Origin of the sequence: Campylobacter sp. MIT 97-5078, from assembly GCF_006864455.1 — a bacterium.
Taxonomy (GTDB): domain Bacteria; phylum Campylobacterota; class Campylobacteria; order Campylobacterales; family Campylobacteraceae; genus Campylobacter_D.
This window is the reverse complement of record NZ_QHLK01000003.1, coordinates 1-18,461: the sequence shown is the minus strand read 5'-3', so window position 1 is coordinate 18,461 and position 18,461 is coordinate 1. Positions and strand designations below refer to the sequence as shown.

15 protein-coding genes are annotated in these 18,461 nt (G+C 35.4%); 10 read left to right on the top strand and 5 right to left on the bottom strand.

The features are described from left to right. The first annotated feature begins 96 nt into the window (after window positions 1-96). The 3 genes from rsmA to DMB91_RS02090 are packed head-to-tail and all read left to right on the top strand — an operon-like array spanning window position 97 to window position 3,681. Window positions 97-873, top strand: a complete 777-nt coding sequence (gene rsmA, locus DMB91_RS02100; protein ID WP_034905647.1) for a 16S rRNA (adenine(1518)-N(6)/adenine(1519)-N(6))-dimethyltransferase RsmA — start codon at window positions 97-99, stop codon at window positions 871-873. After that, a complete protein-coding gene (locus DMB91_RS02095) occupies window positions 870-2,861 on the top strand; it encodes a ribonuclease J (RefSeq protein ID WP_143116787.1) in 1,992 nt (663 codons plus the stop codon). Before rsmA ends, DMB91_RS02095 begins: the two co-directional genes overlap by 4 nt. Window positions 2,862-2,919: 58 nt before the next feature. After that, window positions 2,920-3,681, top strand: coding sequence for a pseudouridine synthase (locus DMB91_RS02090; protein WP_034905643.1), 762 nt, complete (start codon window positions 2,920-2,922; stop codon window positions 3,679-3,681). Between the two features lie 115 nt (window positions 3,682-3,796). Here DMB91_RS02090 and nspC read toward each other — a convergent pair whose 3' ends face one another. After that, the gene (gene nspC, locus DMB91_RS02085; RefSeq protein ID WP_034905641.1) at window positions 3,797-4,966 is read right to left on the bottom strand and encodes a carboxynorspermidine decarboxylase; all 1,170 of its coding nucleotides are present in this window, start codon (window positions 4,964-4,966) and stop codon (window positions 3,797-3,799) included. A 62-nt stretch (window positions 4,967-5,028) separates the two neighbouring features. Between nspC and DMB91_RS02080 the strand changes: the two genes are divergently transcribed. The 5 genes from DMB91_RS02080 to DMB91_RS02060 all read left to right on the top strand — a co-directional run bounded on the left by DMB91_RS02080 (window position 5,029) and on the right by DMB91_RS02060 (window position 10,136). Next, window positions 5,029-5,250, top strand: coding sequence for a MoaD/ThiS family protein (locus tag DMB91_RS02080; protein WP_034905639.1), 222 nt, complete (start codon window positions 5,029-5,031; stop codon window positions 5,248-5,250). A gap of 2 nt (window positions 5,251-5,252) precedes the next feature. Then, window positions 5,253-5,699, top strand: coding sequence for a molybdenum cofactor biosynthesis protein MoaE (locus DMB91_RS02075; protein ID WP_034905637.1), 447 nt, complete (start codon window positions 5,253-5,255; stop codon window positions 5,697-5,699). 2 nt (window positions 5,700-5,701) lie between these two features. After that, window positions 5,702-6,889: a molybdopterin molybdotransferase MoeA gene (locus DMB91_RS02070; protein WP_034905635.1), complete on the top strand. Its 1,188-nt coding sequence runs from the start codon at window positions 5,702-5,704 to the stop codon at window positions 6,887-6,889. A gap of 5 nt (window positions 6,890-6,894) precedes the next feature. Next, entirely contained in the window at window positions 6,895-8,721 is a 1,827-nt protein-coding gene (dnaG, locus tag DMB91_RS02065) for a DNA primase (protein ID WP_034905632.1), read from the top strand. Window positions 8,722-9,152: 431 nt separating this feature from the next. Beyond that, window positions 9,153-10,136: an MnmA/TRMU family protein gene (locus DMB91_RS02060; RefSeq protein ID WP_034905630.1), complete on the top strand. Its 984-nt coding sequence runs from the start codon at window positions 9,153-9,155 to the stop codon at window positions 10,134-10,136. An 89-nt stretch (window positions 10,137-10,225) separates the two neighbouring features. Here DMB91_RS02060 and DMB91_RS02055 read toward each other — a convergent pair whose 3' ends face one another. Genes DMB91_RS02055 through nikA form a run of 4 tightly spaced genes read right to left on the bottom strand, consistent with a single transcriptional unit; the run spans window position 10,226 to window position 14,921 of the window. After that, the gene (locus DMB91_RS02055; protein ID WP_034905628.1) at window positions 10,226-11,647 is read right to left on the bottom strand and encodes an ABC transporter ATP-binding protein; all 1,422 of its coding nucleotides are present in this window, start codon (window positions 11,645-11,647) and stop codon (window positions 10,226-10,228) included. Then, the gene (nikC, locus tag DMB91_RS02050; RefSeq protein ID WP_143116786.1) at window positions 11,644-12,441 is read right to left on the bottom strand and encodes a nickel ABC transporter permease subunit NikC; all 798 of its coding nucleotides are present in this window, start codon (window positions 12,439-12,441) and stop codon (window positions 11,644-11,646) included. The genes DMB91_RS02055 and nikC overlap by 4 nt, the downstream gene beginning before the upstream one ends. Window positions 12,442-12,443: 2 nt before the next feature. Continuing rightward, window positions 12,444-13,376: an ABC transporter permease subunit gene (locus DMB91_RS02045; RefSeq protein ID WP_034905624.1), complete on the bottom strand. Its 933-nt coding sequence runs from the start codon at window positions 13,374-13,376 to the stop codon at window positions 12,444-12,446. A 48-nt stretch (window positions 13,377-13,424) separates the two neighbouring features. Next, a complete protein-coding gene (gene nikA / locus DMB91_RS02040; RefSeq protein WP_143116785.1) occupies window positions 13,425-14,921 on the bottom strand; it encodes a nickel ABC transporter substrate-binding protein in 1,497 nt (498 codons plus the stop codon). A 151-nt stretch (window positions 14,922-15,072) separates the two neighbouring features. Between nikA and DMB91_RS02035 the strand changes: the two genes are divergently transcribed. Together DMB91_RS02035 and recJ are read left to right on the top strand one after the other, a co-directional pair. Then, on the top strand, window positions 15,073-16,710 hold the full coding sequence (locus DMB91_RS02035; RefSeq protein ID WP_034905622.1) for a CTP synthase: 1,638 nt from the start codon (window positions 15,073-15,075) through the stop codon (window positions 16,708-16,710). Continuing rightward, window positions 16,697-18,274 carry a single-stranded-DNA-specific exonuclease RecJ gene (recJ, locus tag DMB91_RS02030; protein ID WP_034905620.1) on the top strand — a complete coding sequence of 526 codons (1,578 nt, stop codon included), beginning with the start codon at window positions 16,697-16,699 and terminating at the stop codon, window positions 18,272-18,274. Before DMB91_RS02035 ends, recJ begins: the two co-directional genes overlap by 14 nt. Window positions 18,275-18,461: the final 187 nt, after the last annotated feature.

The window sequence follows — 18,461 nt, the reverse complement described above, 5'->3', positions numbered from 1 at the left end:
TTATAGCTATTTTCCTTTAATCTCTACATAAAATATCAAAAAATATTATAAATTAATATAAATAAAAGCAATTTTAAGATAAAATACCCCTTCATAATGATAAAAGCAAAGAAACATTTTGGACAAAATTTTTTAAAAGATCAAAGTGCCTTAGAAAAAATCGCTCAAGCCATATCCAAAGAAACGCCTTTTATCGTTGAGATTGGACCTGGCTTAGGTGATTTGACGCAAAAGCTTTTAGAAATTTGCAAGGTAAAAGTTATAGAAATAGACGATGAGCTTATACCACTGCTTGAAAAGAAATTTCATAAAGAACTTGAAAATGCGGATTTAACTTTGCTGAATTTAGATGCGTGCAAGGCTTTTACGCCGAGTTTGCATAATGATGAGTATGTTTTGGTGGCGAATTTGCCTTATTATGTATCAACACATCTCATCTTACAAGCCTTAGAGGATAAAAACTGCAAGCAACTTATCGTTATGATACAAAAAGAGCTTGCTTTGAAATTCTGTGCAGATGAAGGACAAAGCGATTTTTGTGCTTTAAGTGTGCTTGCAGGGTTAATTTGCGAGCGAAAATTACTTTTTGAGCTTAAGCCAGAGAGTTTTGAACCTGTCCCAAAAGTTGATTCAGCAGTTATATCTTTAAAACGCAAAGCAAATTACGACGAGATCGTTGATATACAAGCTTTTAAGGCTTTTTTAAAGCAGTGCTTTTGTGCTCCTAGAAAACAGCTTGTAAACAATCTCAAAGCCTATAAAAAAGAGCTTTTACAAAGCTTAAATGAGCTTGGATTGAAAGAAAATATCAGAGCGAGTGAGCTAAGCGTCAAATCCTATCTTAAAATTTTTATAGACTTAAAGGATAAATGATGGACGAAGAAAATAAAAATTCCCAACAAAACGCCGAAAATAGTGATTCTAGCATTAAAAGCAATAAACGCTATAAATACAAACGCAAGAAAAAATCCCTTGCAAATTCAATCAACGCGAATGAAACAAAAAACCAAAACACTCAAAGCTCAAGCGATGAAAACGGCGAAAATCAAGCTCAAGAAGGCAAGAAAAAGAAAAAAAATCGCAATCTCCCAACTAAGCTCACCGGTAATGAGCCTTGGCAGCTTGAAATGCAAAGAGTGATAGAGGCAAACAAAGCCACACACGAAAACCGCTTAAAACCGCTTAAATTTAGCAATTCAAGCGAGCATAAGCTCAAAATCACTCCTATAGGCGGACTTGGCGAAATAGGTGGCAATATGACTGTGATAGAAACAGATAATGATGTCATTATCATTGATGTAGGCTTATCATTTCCTGATTCTGCTATGCATGGGGTGGATATTGTTATCCCTGATTTTGATTATATAAGAAAGATCAAGGACAAGGTTAAGGCTGTGATTATCACGCATGCACATGAAGATCATATCGGTGCGGTGCCGTATTTTTACAAAGAATTTGCCTTTCCTTTGTATGCTACGCCTCTAGCGCTTGGCATGATCTCAAACAAATTTGAAGAGCATGGGCTAAAGTCCCAAAGAAATCTTTTCCGTCCTGTAGAAAAGCGAAAATTATATGAAATAGGCGAATTTGAGTTAGAGTGGATACATATAACCCACTCAGTAATCGATGCTTCAGCTCTTGCCATCACTACTAAGGCTGGCACGCTTTTACATACTGGAGATTTTAAGATTGATTATACACCAATTGATAATTATCCAAGCGATTTAAACCGCATAGCATATTATGGCGATAAGGGCGTGCTTTGCTTGCTTAGCGATAGCACAAACTCATATAAAGAAGGTTCAACCAAAAGCGAAGGTTCGGTTGGCGATACCTTTGATCTGCTCTTTTCAAAAGCAAAAGGACGCGTGATTATGAGTACTTTTAGCTCAAATGTGCATAGAATTTATCAAGCCATCACTTATGGATTAAAATACGGACGCAAAGTCTGTGTGATAGGACGTTCTATGGAAAGAAATTTATATACAACTATGGAGCTAGGATACATAGAACTTGATAGAAAAATTTTCATCGACGCTGATGAGGTAAGCAAGTATAAGGATAATGAGGTTTTAATCATAACTACAGGAAGCCAAGGTGAAACCATGAGCGCCTTATATAGAATGGCAACTGATGAACATAAATTCATCAAGATCAAACCAACAGATCAAATCATCATCTCAGCTAAGGCAATACCGGGCAATGAAGGCAGCATTAATGCTGTGCTTGACTTTTTACTTAAGGCTGGCGCAAAGGTAGCTTATCAAGAATTTAGTGAAATTCATGTAAGCGGACATGCCAACATGGAAGAGCAAAAACTCATGCTTAATCTTGTCAAACCAAAATTCTTTCTACCAGTGCATGGAGAATATAATCATATCTTAAAACACAAGCAAACTGCCATAAAATGTGGAGTAGATGAAAGAAATATCTATCTTATGAACAATGGCGATCAAGTAGAGCTTTGCCAAAAATACATTAAAAGGGTTCGCACGGTAAAAACAGGTAAAGTTTTTGTCGATAATCAAATCAACAAGCAAATCGCTGATGATGTAGTTATCGATAGACAAAATCTAGCTGATAATGGCGTAGTAGTCATCATCGCTCAGGTTGAAAAGTCAAGCAAGACGCTCATTCATAAGCCAAGAGTGTTAAGCTATGGGGTAGTAGCAAACAAGCAAGATACAGCCTTTGCTAAGGAACTTGGCGGGGTGCTTTCTGTATTTTTTGCGAATTTAAAAGATGAGGTTTTAGATGATAATCGCTTCATAGAAGCTCAAATCCGCCAAGTGTTAAGAAAACATATCTTTAGAAAGCTTAAAAAATACCCGACCATAGTGCCAAGCATTTTTATGATGTAAATTGAAGTCAGCCTTGTTTTTATAAGCAAGGCTTTTTAAATCAAAACAAAGAAAAATAATGAGAATTAACCAATTTATCTCTCATAATACGACTTATTCACGCAGAAAAGCTGATGAGCTTATCAAAGCTGGGCTTGTAAAAATAGGCTCAAAAATAGCCACTTTAAGCGATCAGGTAAATGAAGAAAGTAAGATAAGCATAAAGGGCAAGCGAGTGTATAAGAAAAAGCAATTTTCTGTCATCATCTATCACAAGCCAAAGGGCGAGCTAGTAAGCAAAAAAGACGATCGAGCTAGGAGGATAATTTATCAAAGTCTGCCAAAAAGTTTTGCTTCTTGGCTTAGCGTTGGAAGGCTTGACTTTGCTAGTGAAGGCTTGCTTTTGCTTACTGATTCTCCTGTTATAGCTAATGCTTTAATGCATAGTGATTTAGAAAGAGAATATTATCTTAAAATCAAAGGACAAATCAGCCCAAAAGTCATAGAAGCCATGCAAAATGGACTTGAAGTGCAAAATGAAAAAAAAGGTGCTCACGCAAAAACTAAGATCACTTCCATGAGCTTTGCCCCATTTATAGGCTGGGAAATTTTTGGCTCAAGCGGGGGCTATACTAAGCTAAAAGTTATCATTAATGAGGGCAAAAATAGAGAATTACGTCGCTTTTTTGGACATTTTGACTTAGAGGTGATGGACCTTAAAAGAGTAGCTTTTGGCGTACTAGAACTTGGACTTTTAAAAGAGGGCAAATACCGCTATCTTACTCAAAGCGAATATGATAAATTGCGTGATTTTTTGAAAAACAAGCAGATAAGATATTAAAAAGTTTAAAAATGTTACAAAACACTTCTTTTATAAAAAATATTCAGTTAAAATCATCATTCAAAAGCATAATGTTACAAAATGTAGCTTTTTATCAAAAGTTACATTATTTTTATTAATTTCGCCTTTTATACTCCTCATAATCAAATTTTCTTACAAGTTCCAACTCACCCTTAGTATTTAAAAAGATTAAATTTGGTAATTTTACGCCATTAAAAGTCGTGTTTTTGACTATACTATAATGAGCCTGATCTAAAAAAACTACCTTATCGCCTCTATTTAAAGTCTGTTTAAAAGCATATTCACCCATCACATCACCAGCCAAACAGGTATTGCCAGCTAGAAGATAAGCAAATTCATCATTTTTAAGCTCACTTAATTGCTGCCCCTCTCTTGTAGCAAGCACTCTTGCATTTGCTAGCTTACTTGTATAAGGCATGATAATAGTATCTGGCATATGTGCTTCACTTGAAGTATCTAAAATGGCTATGTTTTTTTCATTTTCAACTATATCAATCACGCTTGCTACCAAAGTGCCTATTTCCCAGCCCACCGCTTCGCCCGGTTCTAAATACACTTGCACCCCATAAGTATCGCTAAATTTCTTACACAAATCAATAAGCCTTTGTGTATCATAACCTTGCTTTGTGATATGGTGCCCGCCTCCAAAATTGATCCATTTCATCTTTGTAATAAAGGGCTTAAACTTAGCCTCAAATTCCTTTAAAACAAGCTCTAAACTTGCTGCACTTTCTTCGCATAAAGCATGAAAATGAAGCCCACTTAGCCCACTTAAATCCGCTTTTTCCAAGTCCTTTGCTCTTATACCAAGTCTTGAAAAACGCCCACAAGGATTGTAAAGTTCTTTTGGAGCAAGACTAAACTCAAGATTGCAACGCAAGCCAAGCTCCTTTTTTGCCCCTAAGGCTTTTTGTTTAAAACGATCAAACTGAAAAAGTGAATTAAAAACTATATGTCCTGAAAGAGCGATGATCTCATCTATCTCATCATCTTTAAAGGCTGGACTATAAGTGTGAATTTCTTTATCCATATACTCTTTTGCAAACAAAGCTTCAAAAAGCCCGCTACAAGTTGCTCCGCTAAGGTATTCGCCAACTATCTTAAGCGTTCTTGAAAAAGCATAGCCCTTTAAAGCAAGCAAAATCTTTGCCCCACTTTGCTCGCCAATACTTGCTAAAAGTTCGCAGTTTTTACGTAATGCTCCTTCTTCGATCACATAAGCAGGGCTATATTCAAGCTTATCAAGATAATGTAAAATTTGCATATCAAGCCTTTTTAATTTTATTTGTGTTATTATATAATGTATTACTTATATGAAGGATAAAAATGATAGAACTTGAGTTTTTAGGACCCATTCAAAAGCCAAAATTAGAGCTTGAAATCAGCACCTTAAAAGAGCTTAAAGAATTTTTACAAAAAGATGAAGAGCTTAAAGACTGGCTTGAACTTTGTGCTATTAGTATAAATGAAAAAATCATCACTGATATTAACACCCCTTTAAAACATGGCGATAAAATCGCTCTTTTACCCCCAGTAAGTGGAGGTTAAATGTGTTTGAGCTTTGTAAGGGCAGTTTAAAAGTACCACTTTTATATACAAAATGGTATGAAGCCTATAAGGATGCAAATTTAGGAGCTTTTGTAAGCTTTTGTGGCATAGTTCGTGCTGAAGATGAGCTTGAGGGCTTAAGCTTTGATATTTGTGAAAACTTGCTTCGCTCTTGGTTTATCACTTGGCAAGAAAAGGTAGAAAAAGAGGGCGTGAAGCTGTGTTTTGCTCATTCTATAGGCGATGTAAAAGTGCATGAAAGTTCTTATTTGGCTGGAGTATTTAGCAAACAAAGAAAGCTTGGCTTAACACTTATCAATGAATTTGTAGAGGATTTTAAGGCAAATGCTCCTATTTGGAAATACGATCTTTTAAAAGGACAAAGAATTTATGCTAAAGATCGCTCAATAAAGCTTTTAGGAGCTGGTCTTTTAAGCGATAAAGGATAAAAATGCTAGAATATTTTAAAGCCTTAGAAGTGCTTAAAAAACGAATTTTACCTTATGAGAATATAGAAAAAATCGCTATAACGCAGTGTCTAGGACGCATTTTGGCTGAGGATATAAGAGCAAGGGCTGATTTTCCAGCTTTTAAAACAGCGAGCATGGACGGCTATGCATTTAAATTTAGCGAACAAAATGAGCCTTTAACAATACTTGGTAAAACCGCAGCTGGACAAATGCCTAGCTTTAAGCTTAAAAGCAAAGAATGCGTAAAAACCTTTACCGGCTCTTTGCTTTGTGAGGGAGCTGATACGCTTGTGCCGGTTGAAAATGCACGCGTTGAGGGGGATTTACTTTTTATTGAAAAACGGGTTACAAAGGGCTTTGCAGTAAGGCAAGTTGGCGAAAGCTATCGCAAGGACGAGCTGTTACTTAGCAAAGGCACAAGGCTTGATTATAGTGAATTAGCCCTTTTGGCTGAACTTGGTTTTTTTCATATCAGCGTTTTTATCAAGCCTAAAGTTGGCATTTTAAGTAGTGGCGATGAACTTAAGGATTTAGGCGAAACCTTAGAAAATCCAGCTCAAATTTATTCAAGCAACCACCTTGCCCTTGCAAACTTAGTTCAAAAATTTGGCGGCGAGCCTCTTATCTTTCCTCTTTTAAAAGATGAGGCAAAAGAAGTGAGCTTAAAGCTTAAAAACGCCCTTAAAAGCTGTGACCTCTTAATCACTACGGGCGGGGTTTCAATGGGGGATTTTGATCTTTTAAAACAAGAGCTTTTAAACTATGAAATCCTTGTTGATAAAGTCAGCATAAAACCAGGAAGGCACATTAAAATCGCTGTTTTTGAGGATAAGTTTATCCTTGCTTTACCCGGCTTTGCGTATTCGGCTATGGTAACTTTTCATCTTTTTGCAAGAATGATCTTAAATCACTGGCTTTTACAAGGCGAGCTAAAGACTATCAAAGCCTTTTTAAAGCAAGACTACACAAAAAAGTCCCCTCTTTTAGAATGTGTAGCATGTAATCTTAGCTTTGAAGAAGGCAAGGTTTATGTGGATTTAGAGGGTAAAAAAGCTGGCTCAAGTGCAATTTTAGCTAATCTTAATCACAACGCAGCCTTACTCATCGCACCCTTAGAAGCAAAGGAGCTTAAAAAAGGGGATTTGGTTAAAGTGCTTCTTTTAGGTTAGGCTTTATGATAGAAAAACAAAGTTTAGAACAGCTCAAAGCAAGGGCTGATATAGTTGATATTATCGCTCATTATGTTGAGGTAAAAAAACAAGGTGCAAGTTTTGTGTGCGTATGTCCTTTTCATGATGATAAAAGCCCGAGTATGCATATAAATTCACTTAAAGGCTTTTATCACTGCTTTGCGTGCAAGGCTGGTGGAGATGTGTTTAAATTTGTGCAAGACTTTGAGCATATAAACTTTCAAGCTGCGGTTGAAAAAGTAGCTTCCTGGAGCAATTTTGCCTTAAGTTATACACATGAAAAACAAGAAAATACCAAAAGCTTAACGCATATTTTGCCTACTTTAAACGCCTTTTACAAACAAAATTTAAGTAAAGAAAAAGCAGCTTTAAATTATCTTTATGAAAGAAAGCTTAATGATGAAGATATACGCGAATTTGAGCTTGGTTTTGCACCAAATTCAAACGAAAGTTTAAGGCTTTTGCAAAATGAAAACATAGACTTACAAGATGCTTTAGAAGCTGGGGCGATCAAATTTCATACAGAGCAAAAAAGCTACTATGCAAGCTTTATTCAAAGGATCACTTTTCCAATCTATGATCATAAAGGCTTGCTTATAGGCTTTGGAGGTAGAACCCTTGATGCAAAAAATCCGGCTAAATATGTCAATTCACCCCAAAGCAAGCTTTTTGATAAATCGCGTGTATTTTATGCTTTAAATTTAGCTAAAGATGCTATCGTCAAAAGCAAAGAAATGGTTATTTGTGAGGGCTATATGGACGCTATTGCTTTCCATAAGGCTGGAGTTAAAAACGCTGTAGCTGTGCTTGGCACAGCCTTAAGTGAAAATCATTTACCCTTAATCAAACGTTTTGAAGCTAAAGTCATTTTGTGTTTTGATAGCGATGAAGCTGGGCTAAAAGCTGCTATTCGCTCAGCCTTGCTTTTAAGCACACACAAGATAGATGGCAAAGTCATCATACTTCAAGGTGGAAAGGACCCAGCAGACTTAGTTGCAAATGGCGATAAGGCTAAGCTTATAGAACTTCTTGAAGCTGGCGTTGAACTTGGCGAGTTTTATATCAAAGAGCTGATTAACACACATAGTTTAAGCTCAGCTCTTGATAAACAACTTGCCTTAGAAGCAGTGCAAAAATATTGCTTTGAGCTTGAGCCTTTAATCGCTCAAAGTTATGAACCTTTGGTTGCACGGCTTCTTGGTGTAAAAGAAGAATTTATCAAACTGAGCAAAACAAGAAAACAGCCTAGATTTCAAAATGAAGCAAATTTTGCAAAAGTAAGCAATTCTGGCTTACAAATAAATATCGCCGAACTTGAAATATGCAAATTTTTGTTTGAAAACCCAGAGTTTCACAGCCTTTTTTATGAGATCAGCAATGAAAGGTATTTTAAACATCAAGCCACTTTAAAAGCTATTTTGGCTCAAAAAGGCATAGAAGAAGCAAGCATTAGAGAACTTTTAGAGCTGAATTTAAAAGGCTTAAATGATAAAACTGAGTTTTTATGTAGTATATATAAACTGCATTTTAGTGTGTTAAACGCAAGCAAAACGCTCAGTCAAAAAGTAGCTCTTATAAAACAAATTTTAGCCTTTATTGATAGGGATTTGCTTAAAATCAAAAAGCGATTAGAACTAGGTTTTGATCCTTTTTTAGAAGATTTACTGCATTTTTTAAATCAAGAACAAGATGAAAACGAGCTTATTTTTATACTTAAAAATTTACAACACTTTTCTAAGTTCAATAAAGATGAGAATTTGCTTAAAGCCATTGAAGCAAAAATTTCTAAACACGAAGTTCAAGTATTTTAAACTCATCATTCTCTCATTCTCAAGCCTTTGATAAAAGCCTTTGCTTAAATTTTATTCAAGTTTACTTAAATTCTCAAGTTTTTTGTATTAGCTTGAGTATTCTTGCTTTAAACGCATTTGTTCAAGAGTGCTTACAAAGGTTTTTATCTTTAAAGTGCGTAATTAAGCTTTTCATTCTCATTTGCATCAGCACCTATCCAGTAAAAAATTTGCATAATCATTGACATTTTCATGCAAACGAGCAAAATTTTCATCGCTTAAATTTGTTGAAATTTGATCAAATCACTTCGCCTTTATCTTTGAGCTGAATCTGTGTAGAGTGAGTTATTTGCACTTTTTATCCTTGAAAATATAATTTTTTGCTATAATTAGGATTTTTATACATTCTATATCGTTTAAAAAAATACTAAAGATCAAAAAGGGATAAAGTTATGAAAGCACTGGCACTTTTTAGCGGTGGGCTTGATTCTATGCTTGCGATGAAGCTTATCACAGATCAAGGCATAGAAGTAAAAGCTTTAAATATTAATATAGGCTTTGGTTCAAGGTCTGATAAAAGCGAGGATATGAAAAGACGTGCAGCTTTGGTTGGAGCTGATTTTGAGATGATTGATGTAAGAAATGCTTATCTTCAAAAGGTGCTTTTTAACCCACAATATGGCTATGGCAAGCATTTTAATCCCTGTATTGATTGTCATGCTTTTATGTTTAAAACCGCTCTTTCTATGCTTGAGGCTGAAAGGGCTGATTTCATCATCACTGGAGAGGTTCTAGGACAACGCCCTATGAGTCAAAGATCTGATGCTATGGCTAAGGTTAAACGTCTTGCAGATGATGAAGAGGATTTGATCTTGCGTCCTATGTGTGCAAAAAATTTGCCTGAGACAAAGCCTGAACGTCTTGGCTGGGTAGATAGAAGCAAGCTTGAGGGCATAAGTGGCAGAAGCAGAAAAAGACAACTTGAACTTGCCGATAAATTTGGCTTAAAAGACTTTGAAAGTCCTGGTGGAGGCTGTTTGCTTACACTTGAAAGCTTTGCAAGAAAGATCAAAGACTTTAAGAAATTTGATCAAAATATGCAAGTAAATGATGCTCAGCTTTTAAAATACGGCAGGCATTTACGCTTGCCAAATGGAGCAAAAATGATAGTAGGGCGAAATGAACTAGAAAACCAACTTTTAAGAGGATTAAAAACGGATAAATACGAAGAAATAAAGCTTGGCGAGATTGTTGGGGCGTATTCTTTAGTGGATCAAAATATCAGCAAAGAAGACTTAAATTTAGCCCTAAAAATAGCTCTAAGTTATGCTAAAACAGAGCCAAATAAAAGTTATGAATTAGGCTTTAAAGATGAGCTTTTTACTCAAAGTCCTTTTGAAAACAAAGAGTATTTGAACGAATTTTTTGTAAGTTAGGAAAGAAAACTTTTTAATCTTGCTTGGAATTCGATGATATTTTTAAAAATTAAAGCTTTTAAAAACTTTTATCTTTTTTTAAGCTTAAATCAAAGCTCGTTAAGCACCCCATCTTTAAGCTCAAAAAAATCATCGCATAAGGCGTTAAGTATATTTTGATCGTGGCTTATACATAAAAGTGTGAGTTTAAATTCAGCTTGTAAGACTTGTAAGAGCTTGATAATTTTTACTTGTAAGAGTACATCAAGATTACTTAGGGCTTCATCAAGGATTAAAAGACGTGGTTTTGTAATTAAAGCTCTTGCTAGGGCTATTCTTTGGAGTTCTCCTCCGCTAAAATAAGGCAGTTTTTTATCAAGTTCGCTTAAATTTAAAGCTTTTGCTAGCTTTTGGAGTTCTTGTTCTTGGCTTTGTTTATCAATACCTAAATTCCATAAAGGCTCAAGTATAGCCTCCTTTGCACTAAAGTTTGGATTTAATGTGGCTGGCGGGTTTTGAAAGATTATGCCTAAGCTTTTTTTGTATTCTATTTTTTGAGTGAAAAGATCAAAGCCGTTTAAACTTAAACTTGCATTTTTAGCCTTTTCAAGCCCAAGCAAAACGCGTATAAGTGAGCTTTTCCCGCTTCCATTTTTGCCTACTATACCTAAATTTACGCCCTCATATAGCTTTAAATCAAGCTTATTAAGCACATTTTTAGGCTTTTGACGTGAAAAAAATCCACCTTGTTTATAAGAAAGATTGATATTTTTTGCTTGAAGCAAGAGTTTATTTTTGTGTTTATGCTTAAAAGTGCTATTTTGTTCTAAAAGATGAAAGGCTTCTAAAAAAGCTTTAGTTTTTTCGTGTTTGCTTTGGGTAAAAATGTATTGAGCATTTCCTTGATCTATAATTTGTCCTTGATCTAAGATGATGATTTTATCAGCATTTTGAGTAAGTTTTAAGCTGTGTGTAATAAGCAAAAAAGCAAAATGAAATTTGGCTTTAAGCTTAAAGATAAGCTCAAAAAGTTCTTTTTCTCCACTTGAATCCAAATCACTACTTGCCTCATCAGCAATAAGCAAATTTAAAGGTGCACAGAGTGCAAGAGCGATCATCACTCTTTGAAGCATACCTCCGCTAAGCTCGAAAGGATAAGCATTTAACACTTTTTCATCAAGCCCAACTTCAGCTAAAAGTCTTTTGTATTCTTTTTCATTTGGTTTTAAATTTTTAGCCAAAAAAGTTTCTTTAAAATGAAAACCTATGCTAAAAACATTGTCAAAACAAGAAGCAGGATTTTGCAAGATTGCACCAAATCGTGCTTTTTCATACCAAAAAAGCTCGCCCTTGCTTGTTAAATTTGAACTATTTAAATTCATTAAAGTCTTTGCAAGCGTGCTTTTTCCAGCCCCACTTGAACCTATGATGGCTAGGTATTCATCTTTTTTAAGGTTTAAATTGATATTTTTTAAGAGATAATTTTGCTTTTCATCACATACGCTTAAATTTTTACATTCTAGCAAATTCATCTTTGTCCTCTTTCTTGCAAGGCTTCACCAAGCAAATTAAAGGCTGCTACGCTGATAAAAATGGCAAGTCCTGCATAAAGCATGAGTTGAGGCTCACTCATCACAAAAGGGGCTGCATCGCTAATCATCACGCCCCATTCAGTATTTGGAGCTTGCACGCCAAGCCCTAAAAATGAAAGTCCAGCAATATGCAAAAGCATATGCCCTATATCAAGGGTGATTAAAACTGAAATTTGACTTAAAACAAAGGGCAGTATATGCCTACAAATCACTTTTATATCACTTGTCCCCAAAGCCTTGCTAGCTAAAACAAAGCCTTGATTTTTTTGCTCTAAAACTAAAGATCGTATCATTCTTGCATACCAAGCCCAGTGTGTTAAGGCTATGGCTAAGATGACATTAACAAGTCCTACGCCAAAAATGGCGATAAAAAACAAAGCCAAGATAAAAGTAGGAAAGGCAAAAAATACATCACAAATTCGCATTAAAATTTTATCCCAAAGCCCACCTTTATAGCCAGCTACAAAACCCACCACAAAAGAAAAGCTTAAAATACAAGCAAAGATCAAAACAACAGCAAACAAAGAAAGTCTAGCTCCATAAATAAGCCTTGTAAAAACATCTCTTCCTAAATGATCTGTGCCAAGTAGGTGAGTTAAAGATGGAGGAGCAAATTTATTGCTTATGTCTATAGAGTTTGGATCATAGGGCAAAAGCGGGGCAAATAAAGCTAAAAGCACGATTAAAACGATAAGAGCTAAAGAACAATAAAGCTTAAAATTCCTCTTTTTCATCATTAATCCTCATAAGCTATTTTTGGATTTAAATACACATAGAGTATATCAATAAACAAATTCATCACGATAAAAACAAAAGTTACAAGCAGGACAAAACACTGCACTACAGGATAATCATGACTATAAATAGCTCCCACAGCATACCTTCCAAGTCCGGGCAGAGCAAAAAGTATTTCAACCACCACAGCCCCGCCTAAAAGCTCACCAAAGTGCATACCAAGCGAGGTGCTAACAGGAACAAGTGAGTTTTTAAGCAAGTGCGTCCGTGCGATTTTAGCCTCACTTAAACCCCTTGCTCTAGCATAAAGCAAAAAAGGAGCTTTCAAACGTGCTAAAAAACTTGCCCTCATTAAACGCACATTAATACACAAAGACATTAAAGATAAGGTTAAAACAGGCAGTATATAACGAGTAAAACCAAGCTCGCTAAAAGGAGAAAGCACGCCAAAACCAAGCGTAAAAATAAGAATGAGTAAAAAGCCAAACCAAAAACTAGGGATTGAAACCCCAGCAAAAGAAAAAAGCAAGATGCACTTATCAAACAAAGAATTTTTCTTAAGAGCTGCAATTATGCCCAAAGGAATGCTTACACAAATCAAAAAAAGCATAGAAAGCAAGGTTAAACACAAAGTCGTTGGCAAATAATAAAGCAAATCCCCCAAAACCTCGCGTTTAGTTACATAAGAAATGCCAAAATCAAGACTTAGAGCATTTTTAAGCCAAAGGGCGTATTGCTCTAAAAAGGGCTTGTTTAAACCAAGCTCTATGCGAGCAGTATTTAAGGCTTCATCAGTGGGTGGAATTTGAGATTGCACTAGATATGAAAAAGCAGGATCAATGGGACTTAAACGAAGCAAGGCAAAGACCACAAAAGAAACCAAAAGCAATATCAAAGGCACATATAAAAGACGTTTAAGTATAAACTTAAGCATACGCTAACCTTATGAAGTTTTTAACTTTATACATTTTTAAATCCATATTTATTCTTGAAGCTCTACTTTGTGAAGCATAAATTCAGTTGCCATAGTTCCAAATTCAAAATGCTTGATCTTAGCTTTATCATACACTGCAAAAACGCTTTCATAATTTATAGGCAAGTATATATAGCTTTCTTGCAAAGCATTTAAGACAAAATCATAATTCTTTCTTAAAATTTGCTCATCAGCAGTGTTTAAAATAGCTCTTATACTTTTATCAATTTCAGCTTTATTCGCTAAGTCTTTTTGAGCCATAAAATCCGCATGAGAAGGCTTAAGCATAGAGCCTAAGAAAGAATGTGGATCAAAAGGATTGCCCCAAGTTGAATTAAAAATCAAGTCAAAATCCCCACTCTTTTGCCTTTGATAAAAACTCACTTCCTCATTTGCAAGCAAATTCAAATGTATATTTACCCTTGCTAAGTCCCCTTGCAAAGCTTCAGCAATAGCCTTTTGTATAGGATTTGTGCCTATATAAACAAGGTCTAAACTCACTTTTTTATCATAAGCTTTTACACTTTTACAATCCACTTCCTTTTCAAGCCTTACGTGATCAGCATAAGGCAAACTTGGGTGAAAAAGCTGATTTGCCTTTTGGTTTAAATTCAGCAAAATTCCACTTATCACAACATCCTTGCAAAAGGCTTGAATAATAGTTTTTCTTAATTTTATATCATTTGTGGCATGATCTTTTGAAGCATTTATAGTAAGCATAGTTGTGCCTTGAACGCCTGATTGTTTAGTAATAAAACTTTTATCTGTGCTTAAACGTTTAAAATTTTCATAACTAATGATGTCCTCGCCCACCAAAAGATCAACGCCCTTGCTTTGAAGTGCTAAAACGCGTGAGTTTGGATCAGGTAAAACCTTGATGATAAGGCGGTCAAAATTTGGCTTTTTGCCTCTATAATAAGGATTAGGCTCAAAAATATCATATTCGCCCAAGCGAATTTGTTTAAGAACAAAGGCTCCAGAGCCAATAGCCTTTTTAATGCCCTTTGAAGTATCTTCACTTTCAAAAGCTGAAGGAGCAAGTATGCGGTAAGGACGAGGTAGGCTTAATTCTGCTAGGGTTGCTGAATACGCACTATTAAGCTTTAACTCAAAATGCGTCTCATCAAGGGCTTTAAAAGCAAGGATTTTTTGAGTAAGTCCTAGCCAAGAATGCCTTTCTTTGTTCAACATTATGGCTTTAAAATTTTTTTCTATAGCATAAGCATCAAGAGTTGTTCCATCTGCGAATTTTTGCCCCTTTGGGATAAAAAAAGTATAAGTTTTGTCATCCTTACTCAGCTGCCAAGAACTTGCGATTAAAGGCTCTATCTTGCCATTTTCGCCGTATCTTACCAAACTTTCATAGGCTAAAACTTGAGCAAACATTTGATTTGGTGAATACAAATGCGGATTTAAAACTCCAACATTTACCGGATAGGCAATGGTTAAATCTTTTGCAAAAACAAGACTAAAGCTAAGCAAAAACATGCTTACAAACAACTTCATCTTTTATCCTTAAATGAATTAATAAAGCCCATTGTAACCTAAAAAAATTTTTTTCGTAAGCCCCTAGGGGGGATATATTTTTAAAAAGTTTTAGAAACATAAAAACTTCCTTGTGCTATAATTAGCTAAATTTAAAACAAAGAGCAGGTGAATGAAAGAAAAGCAAACCAAGTATATTTTCATAACAGGAGGCGTGCTAAGCTCACTTGGTAAGGGTATAGCCGCAGCTTCAATTGCTACTATACTCAAAAACTGCGGTTTAAAAGTGAGTATTTTAAAAGCTGATCCCTATATCAATGTTGATCCAGGCACCATGAGTCCTTTTGAACATGGAGAAGTGTTTGTAACAGCTGATGGAGCTGAAACTGATCTTGATTTGGGGCATTATGAACGTTTTTTGGATGAAAATTTAAGCCAGCTTAACAACTTCACCACAGGACGCGTTTATCAAAGCGTGATCGAAAAGGAAAGAAAGGGTGAATACCTTGGCAAAACCATACAAGTCATCCCTCACATAGTAGGTGAGATCAAAGAACGTATCAAGCAAGCTGCTCAAAATAAAGACATACTTATAGTTGAAATTGGCGGAACCGTAGGTGACATAGAAGGCTTACCTTTTTTAGAAGCTATACGTGCTTTAAAGCTTGAGGTGGGCAAAAATAATGCGATGAATATCCACCTTACTTTAGTGCCTTTCATCAAAGCAGCAGGAGAGCTTAAAACCAAGCCAACTCAACACAGCGTCAATGAGCTTCGCCGTATAGGGATAAGTCCTGATATGATTATTTGCAGAAGTGAGTTTAGCCTTGAAAGCGAGCTGAAAGAAAAGATAGCCATAGCTTGTGGGGTAGCTAAAAACTGCGTGATAGAAAGCATAGATGCACCAAGCATTTATCAAATCCCTTTAAATTTCTTAAAGCAAGACATTTTAAACGCTATAGCTTCACTTTTAGAGCTTAAAAATCTTAAGCCTGATATGAAAGAATACGATAGCCTTGTCAAAAGAGTGATCGCTCCAAGCGATGAGGTGCAAATTGCCTTTGTAGGTAAATACATAGACTTAAAAGAAAGCTATAAAAGCCTTACTGAAGCCTTAATCCACGCTGGAGCCGTGCTTGATACAAGGGTAAATATCAAGTGGATTGATAGTGAAAAACTTGAAAATCAAGATATAAACGAGCAGTTTAAAGGAGTAAGCGGAATTTTAGTAGCTGGAGGCTTTGGAAATAGGGGCGTTGAAGGTAAAATCAAAGCTATTGAGTTTGCAAGAGTGCATAAAATCCCATTTTTAGGTATTTGTCTTGGTATGCAGCTTGCCTTAATCGAGTTTGCAAGGCATGTTTTAGGCTTAAAAGATGCAAATTCTAGCGAATTTGAAAGCAAGTGTAAAAATCCTGTGATTTTCTTAATCGATGAATTTATAGATAAAAATGGCACCAAGCAAATCCGCACTCACCAAACCCCACTTGGTGGGACAATGAGACTTGGCGAGTATGAATGCAAGATCAAAGAAAACAGCTTTTTAAGTCAAATTTATGCTGGTAAAAAAAGCATAAAAGAACGACACCGCCACCGCTATGAAGCTAATCCTAAGTATAGAAAAGATTTTGAAGAAAAAGGACTGATTATAAGCGGAGAAAGCAAAGGTTTAATCGAAGTCGTGGAGCTTAAAGATCATCCTTTTTTCATCGGCGTGCAATTTCATCCTGAATTTACCTCAAGACTTGTGAATGCAAATCCTGTCATCTTAGCCTTTATCAAAGCAGCACTAAACTATGAACACGCTTAGCAAAGAAGAAATCAAACGCATTTTAGCCCTTCGCTTTGAAAAAGACTTGCATAAAAACTTATGTGATTTACCCCTGCCAAGCCGCTTAAAAGACATTTATAAAGGTGCTGGACGCATCAAAGAAGCTATAGAAAAAAATGAAAAAGTAGCTATTGTGGGTGATTATGATGTTGATGGGGTCATTAGCTGTGTGATCATGGCTGAATTTTTTGATGATATAGGCTTTGATTATGTGGTAAAAATTCCAAACCGCTTTAAGGACGGATACGGCTTAAACGAAGACATCGTTAAGGAGCTTAATGTTGATCTTATCATCACGGTTGATAATGGCATAGCCGCAACTGAAGCAGCAAGATTGTGCGAGCAAAAGGGCATTGATCTCATCATCACCGATCATCATATGCCCCCAGCTATGCTACCAAAAGCTTATGCTATCATTAATCCTAAGCAAAAGGGTTGTGATTTTCCAGATATTGAAATTTGCGGGGCTCAAGTAGCTTGGTATTTAATTGCTGCTTTAAAAGAAGTGTGTAAGCTAAAATACGATATGTGTAAATTTATCGAGCTTTTAGCCATAGCCATAATGGGCGATATGATGGAGCTTAGAGACTTAAACAGGGCTTTAGTGAAAAAAGGCATAGAAAAGATAAATACGTCCAAACGCCCTGCTTTTAAGGCGATCAAGCATTGTTTCCAAAAGGATAAATTTGAACTTGATCACATAGGTTTTTTAATCGCTCCTTTGATCAATTCAGCTGGCAGAATGGACGATGCGATGCTTAGTTATGAGTTTTTACGCACCAAAGACTATGATAAGGCTTTAGAGCTTTTAAAACAAATCATGGAGTGCAACAACACCAGAAAAGAAGAAGAAAGACAGCTTTTTGAAGAAAGTCTTAAACAAGTTGATGAAAGCAAACCCTTTATCTTAGTCAGTGGCAAAAACTGGCACGAGGGAGTTTTAGGCATAGTTGCAAGTCGTTTAGCAAGACATTTTAACAAGCCAGTTTTTGTGTTTTGTGAATTTGAAAACAAAGCAAAAGGAAGTGCTAGAAGTGTTGGTAAAATAGATATTTTAAGGCTCATCGAAAGCCAAAGAAACCTGCTTTTAGCTTATGGAGGGCACAAAGGTGCAGCTGGAGCTTTGCTGGAGTGTAAAAATCTCGAACTTTTTAAAAGCAATCTCGAAAAGCTTTGTCAAGAACTTCCAAGTGAAGATTTTGTAAATTCAGAGGAACTCTTAGGAAACTTAGACATTAATGAAGTGGATTTTGAAATGCTTGAAATTTTAGAACATTTTGAGCCTTTTGGACACAAAAATCCTCGCCCTTTGTTTGAATTTAAAGAACTCATTGTTAAAAACAAAAAAAGATTCGGCAAAGATGAAAAACACCTAAAACTCATACTTTACAAAGATAATACTAATATCGAAACCTTATTTTTTAACTTTGATAAAGAACCGATGATAGGCGAAAATATCACTTGCATAGCAAGTATTTCTAAAAATACTTTCAGAGGGTTTTTAACACCACAACTCATCATTCAAGAACTTTTCGTTAAATAATTTATAATAAAAAACCCAAAAATTCAATTTTTATAAGCTAAAAAATAAAAATATTTAAAAATTTTGCAATTTTTCCAAAACCCTATCTTTTTTCACTCATCTTTATCAAATTCACTCATCTTTTCAAACAAACTTAATCTTTTTTTAAAAAATTCTCATTTTTTTGTAATTTTTAAAGCTATTTAAG

Coding starts and splice junctions, on each gene's coding strand:
- nikC (WP_143116786.1), bottom strand. CDS start 12,441: ATGAAAAAGAGGAATTTTAAGCTTTATTGTTCTTTAGCTCTTATCGTT.
- DMB91_RS02055 (WP_034905628.1), bottom strand. CDS start 11,647: ATGAATTTGCTAGAATGTAAAAATTTAAGCGTATGTGATGAAAAGCAA.
- DMB91_RS02060 (WP_034905630.1), top strand. CDS start 9,153: ATGAAAGCACTGGCACTTTTTAGCGGTGGGCTTGATTCTATGCTTGCG.
- nspC (WP_034905641.1), bottom strand. CDS start 4,966: ATGCAAATTTTACATTATCTTGATAAGCTTGAATATAGCCCTGCTTAT.
- DMB91_RS02090 (WP_034905643.1), top strand. CDS start 2,920: ATGAGAATTAACCAATTTATCTCTCATAATACGACTTATTCACGCAGA.
- DMB91_RS02080 (WP_034905639.1), top strand. CDS start 5,029: ATGATAGAACTTGAGTTTTTAGGACCCATTCAAAAGCCAAAATTAGAG.
- DMB91_RS02070 (WP_034905635.1), top strand. CDS start 5,702: ATGCTAGAATATTTTAAAGCCTTAGAAGTGCTTAAAAAACGAATTTTA.
- DMB91_RS02045 (WP_034905624.1), bottom strand. CDS start 13,376: ATGCTTAAGTTTATACTTAAACGTCTTTTATATGTGCCTTTGATATTG.
- recJ (WP_034905620.1), top strand. CDS start 16,697: ATGAACACGCTTAGCAAAGAAGAAATCAAACGCATTTTAGCCCTTCGC.
- DMB91_RS02095 (WP_143116787.1), top strand. CDS start 870: ATGATGGACGAAGAAAATAAAAATTCCCAACAAAACGCCGAAAATAGT.
- nikA (WP_143116785.1), bottom strand. CDS start 14,921: ATGAAGTTGTTTGTAAGCATGTTTTTGCTTAGCTTTAGTCTTGTTTTT.
- DMB91_RS02035 (WP_034905622.1), top strand. CDS start 15,073: ATGAAAGAAAAGCAAACCAAGTATATTTTCATAACAGGAGGCGTGCTA.
- rsmA (WP_034905647.1), top strand. CDS start 97: ATGATAAAAGCAAAGAAACATTTTGGACAAAATTTTTTAAAAGATCAA.
- dnaG (WP_034905632.1), top strand. CDS start 6,895: ATGATAGAAAAACAAAGTTTAGAACAGCTCAAAGCAAGGGCTGATATA.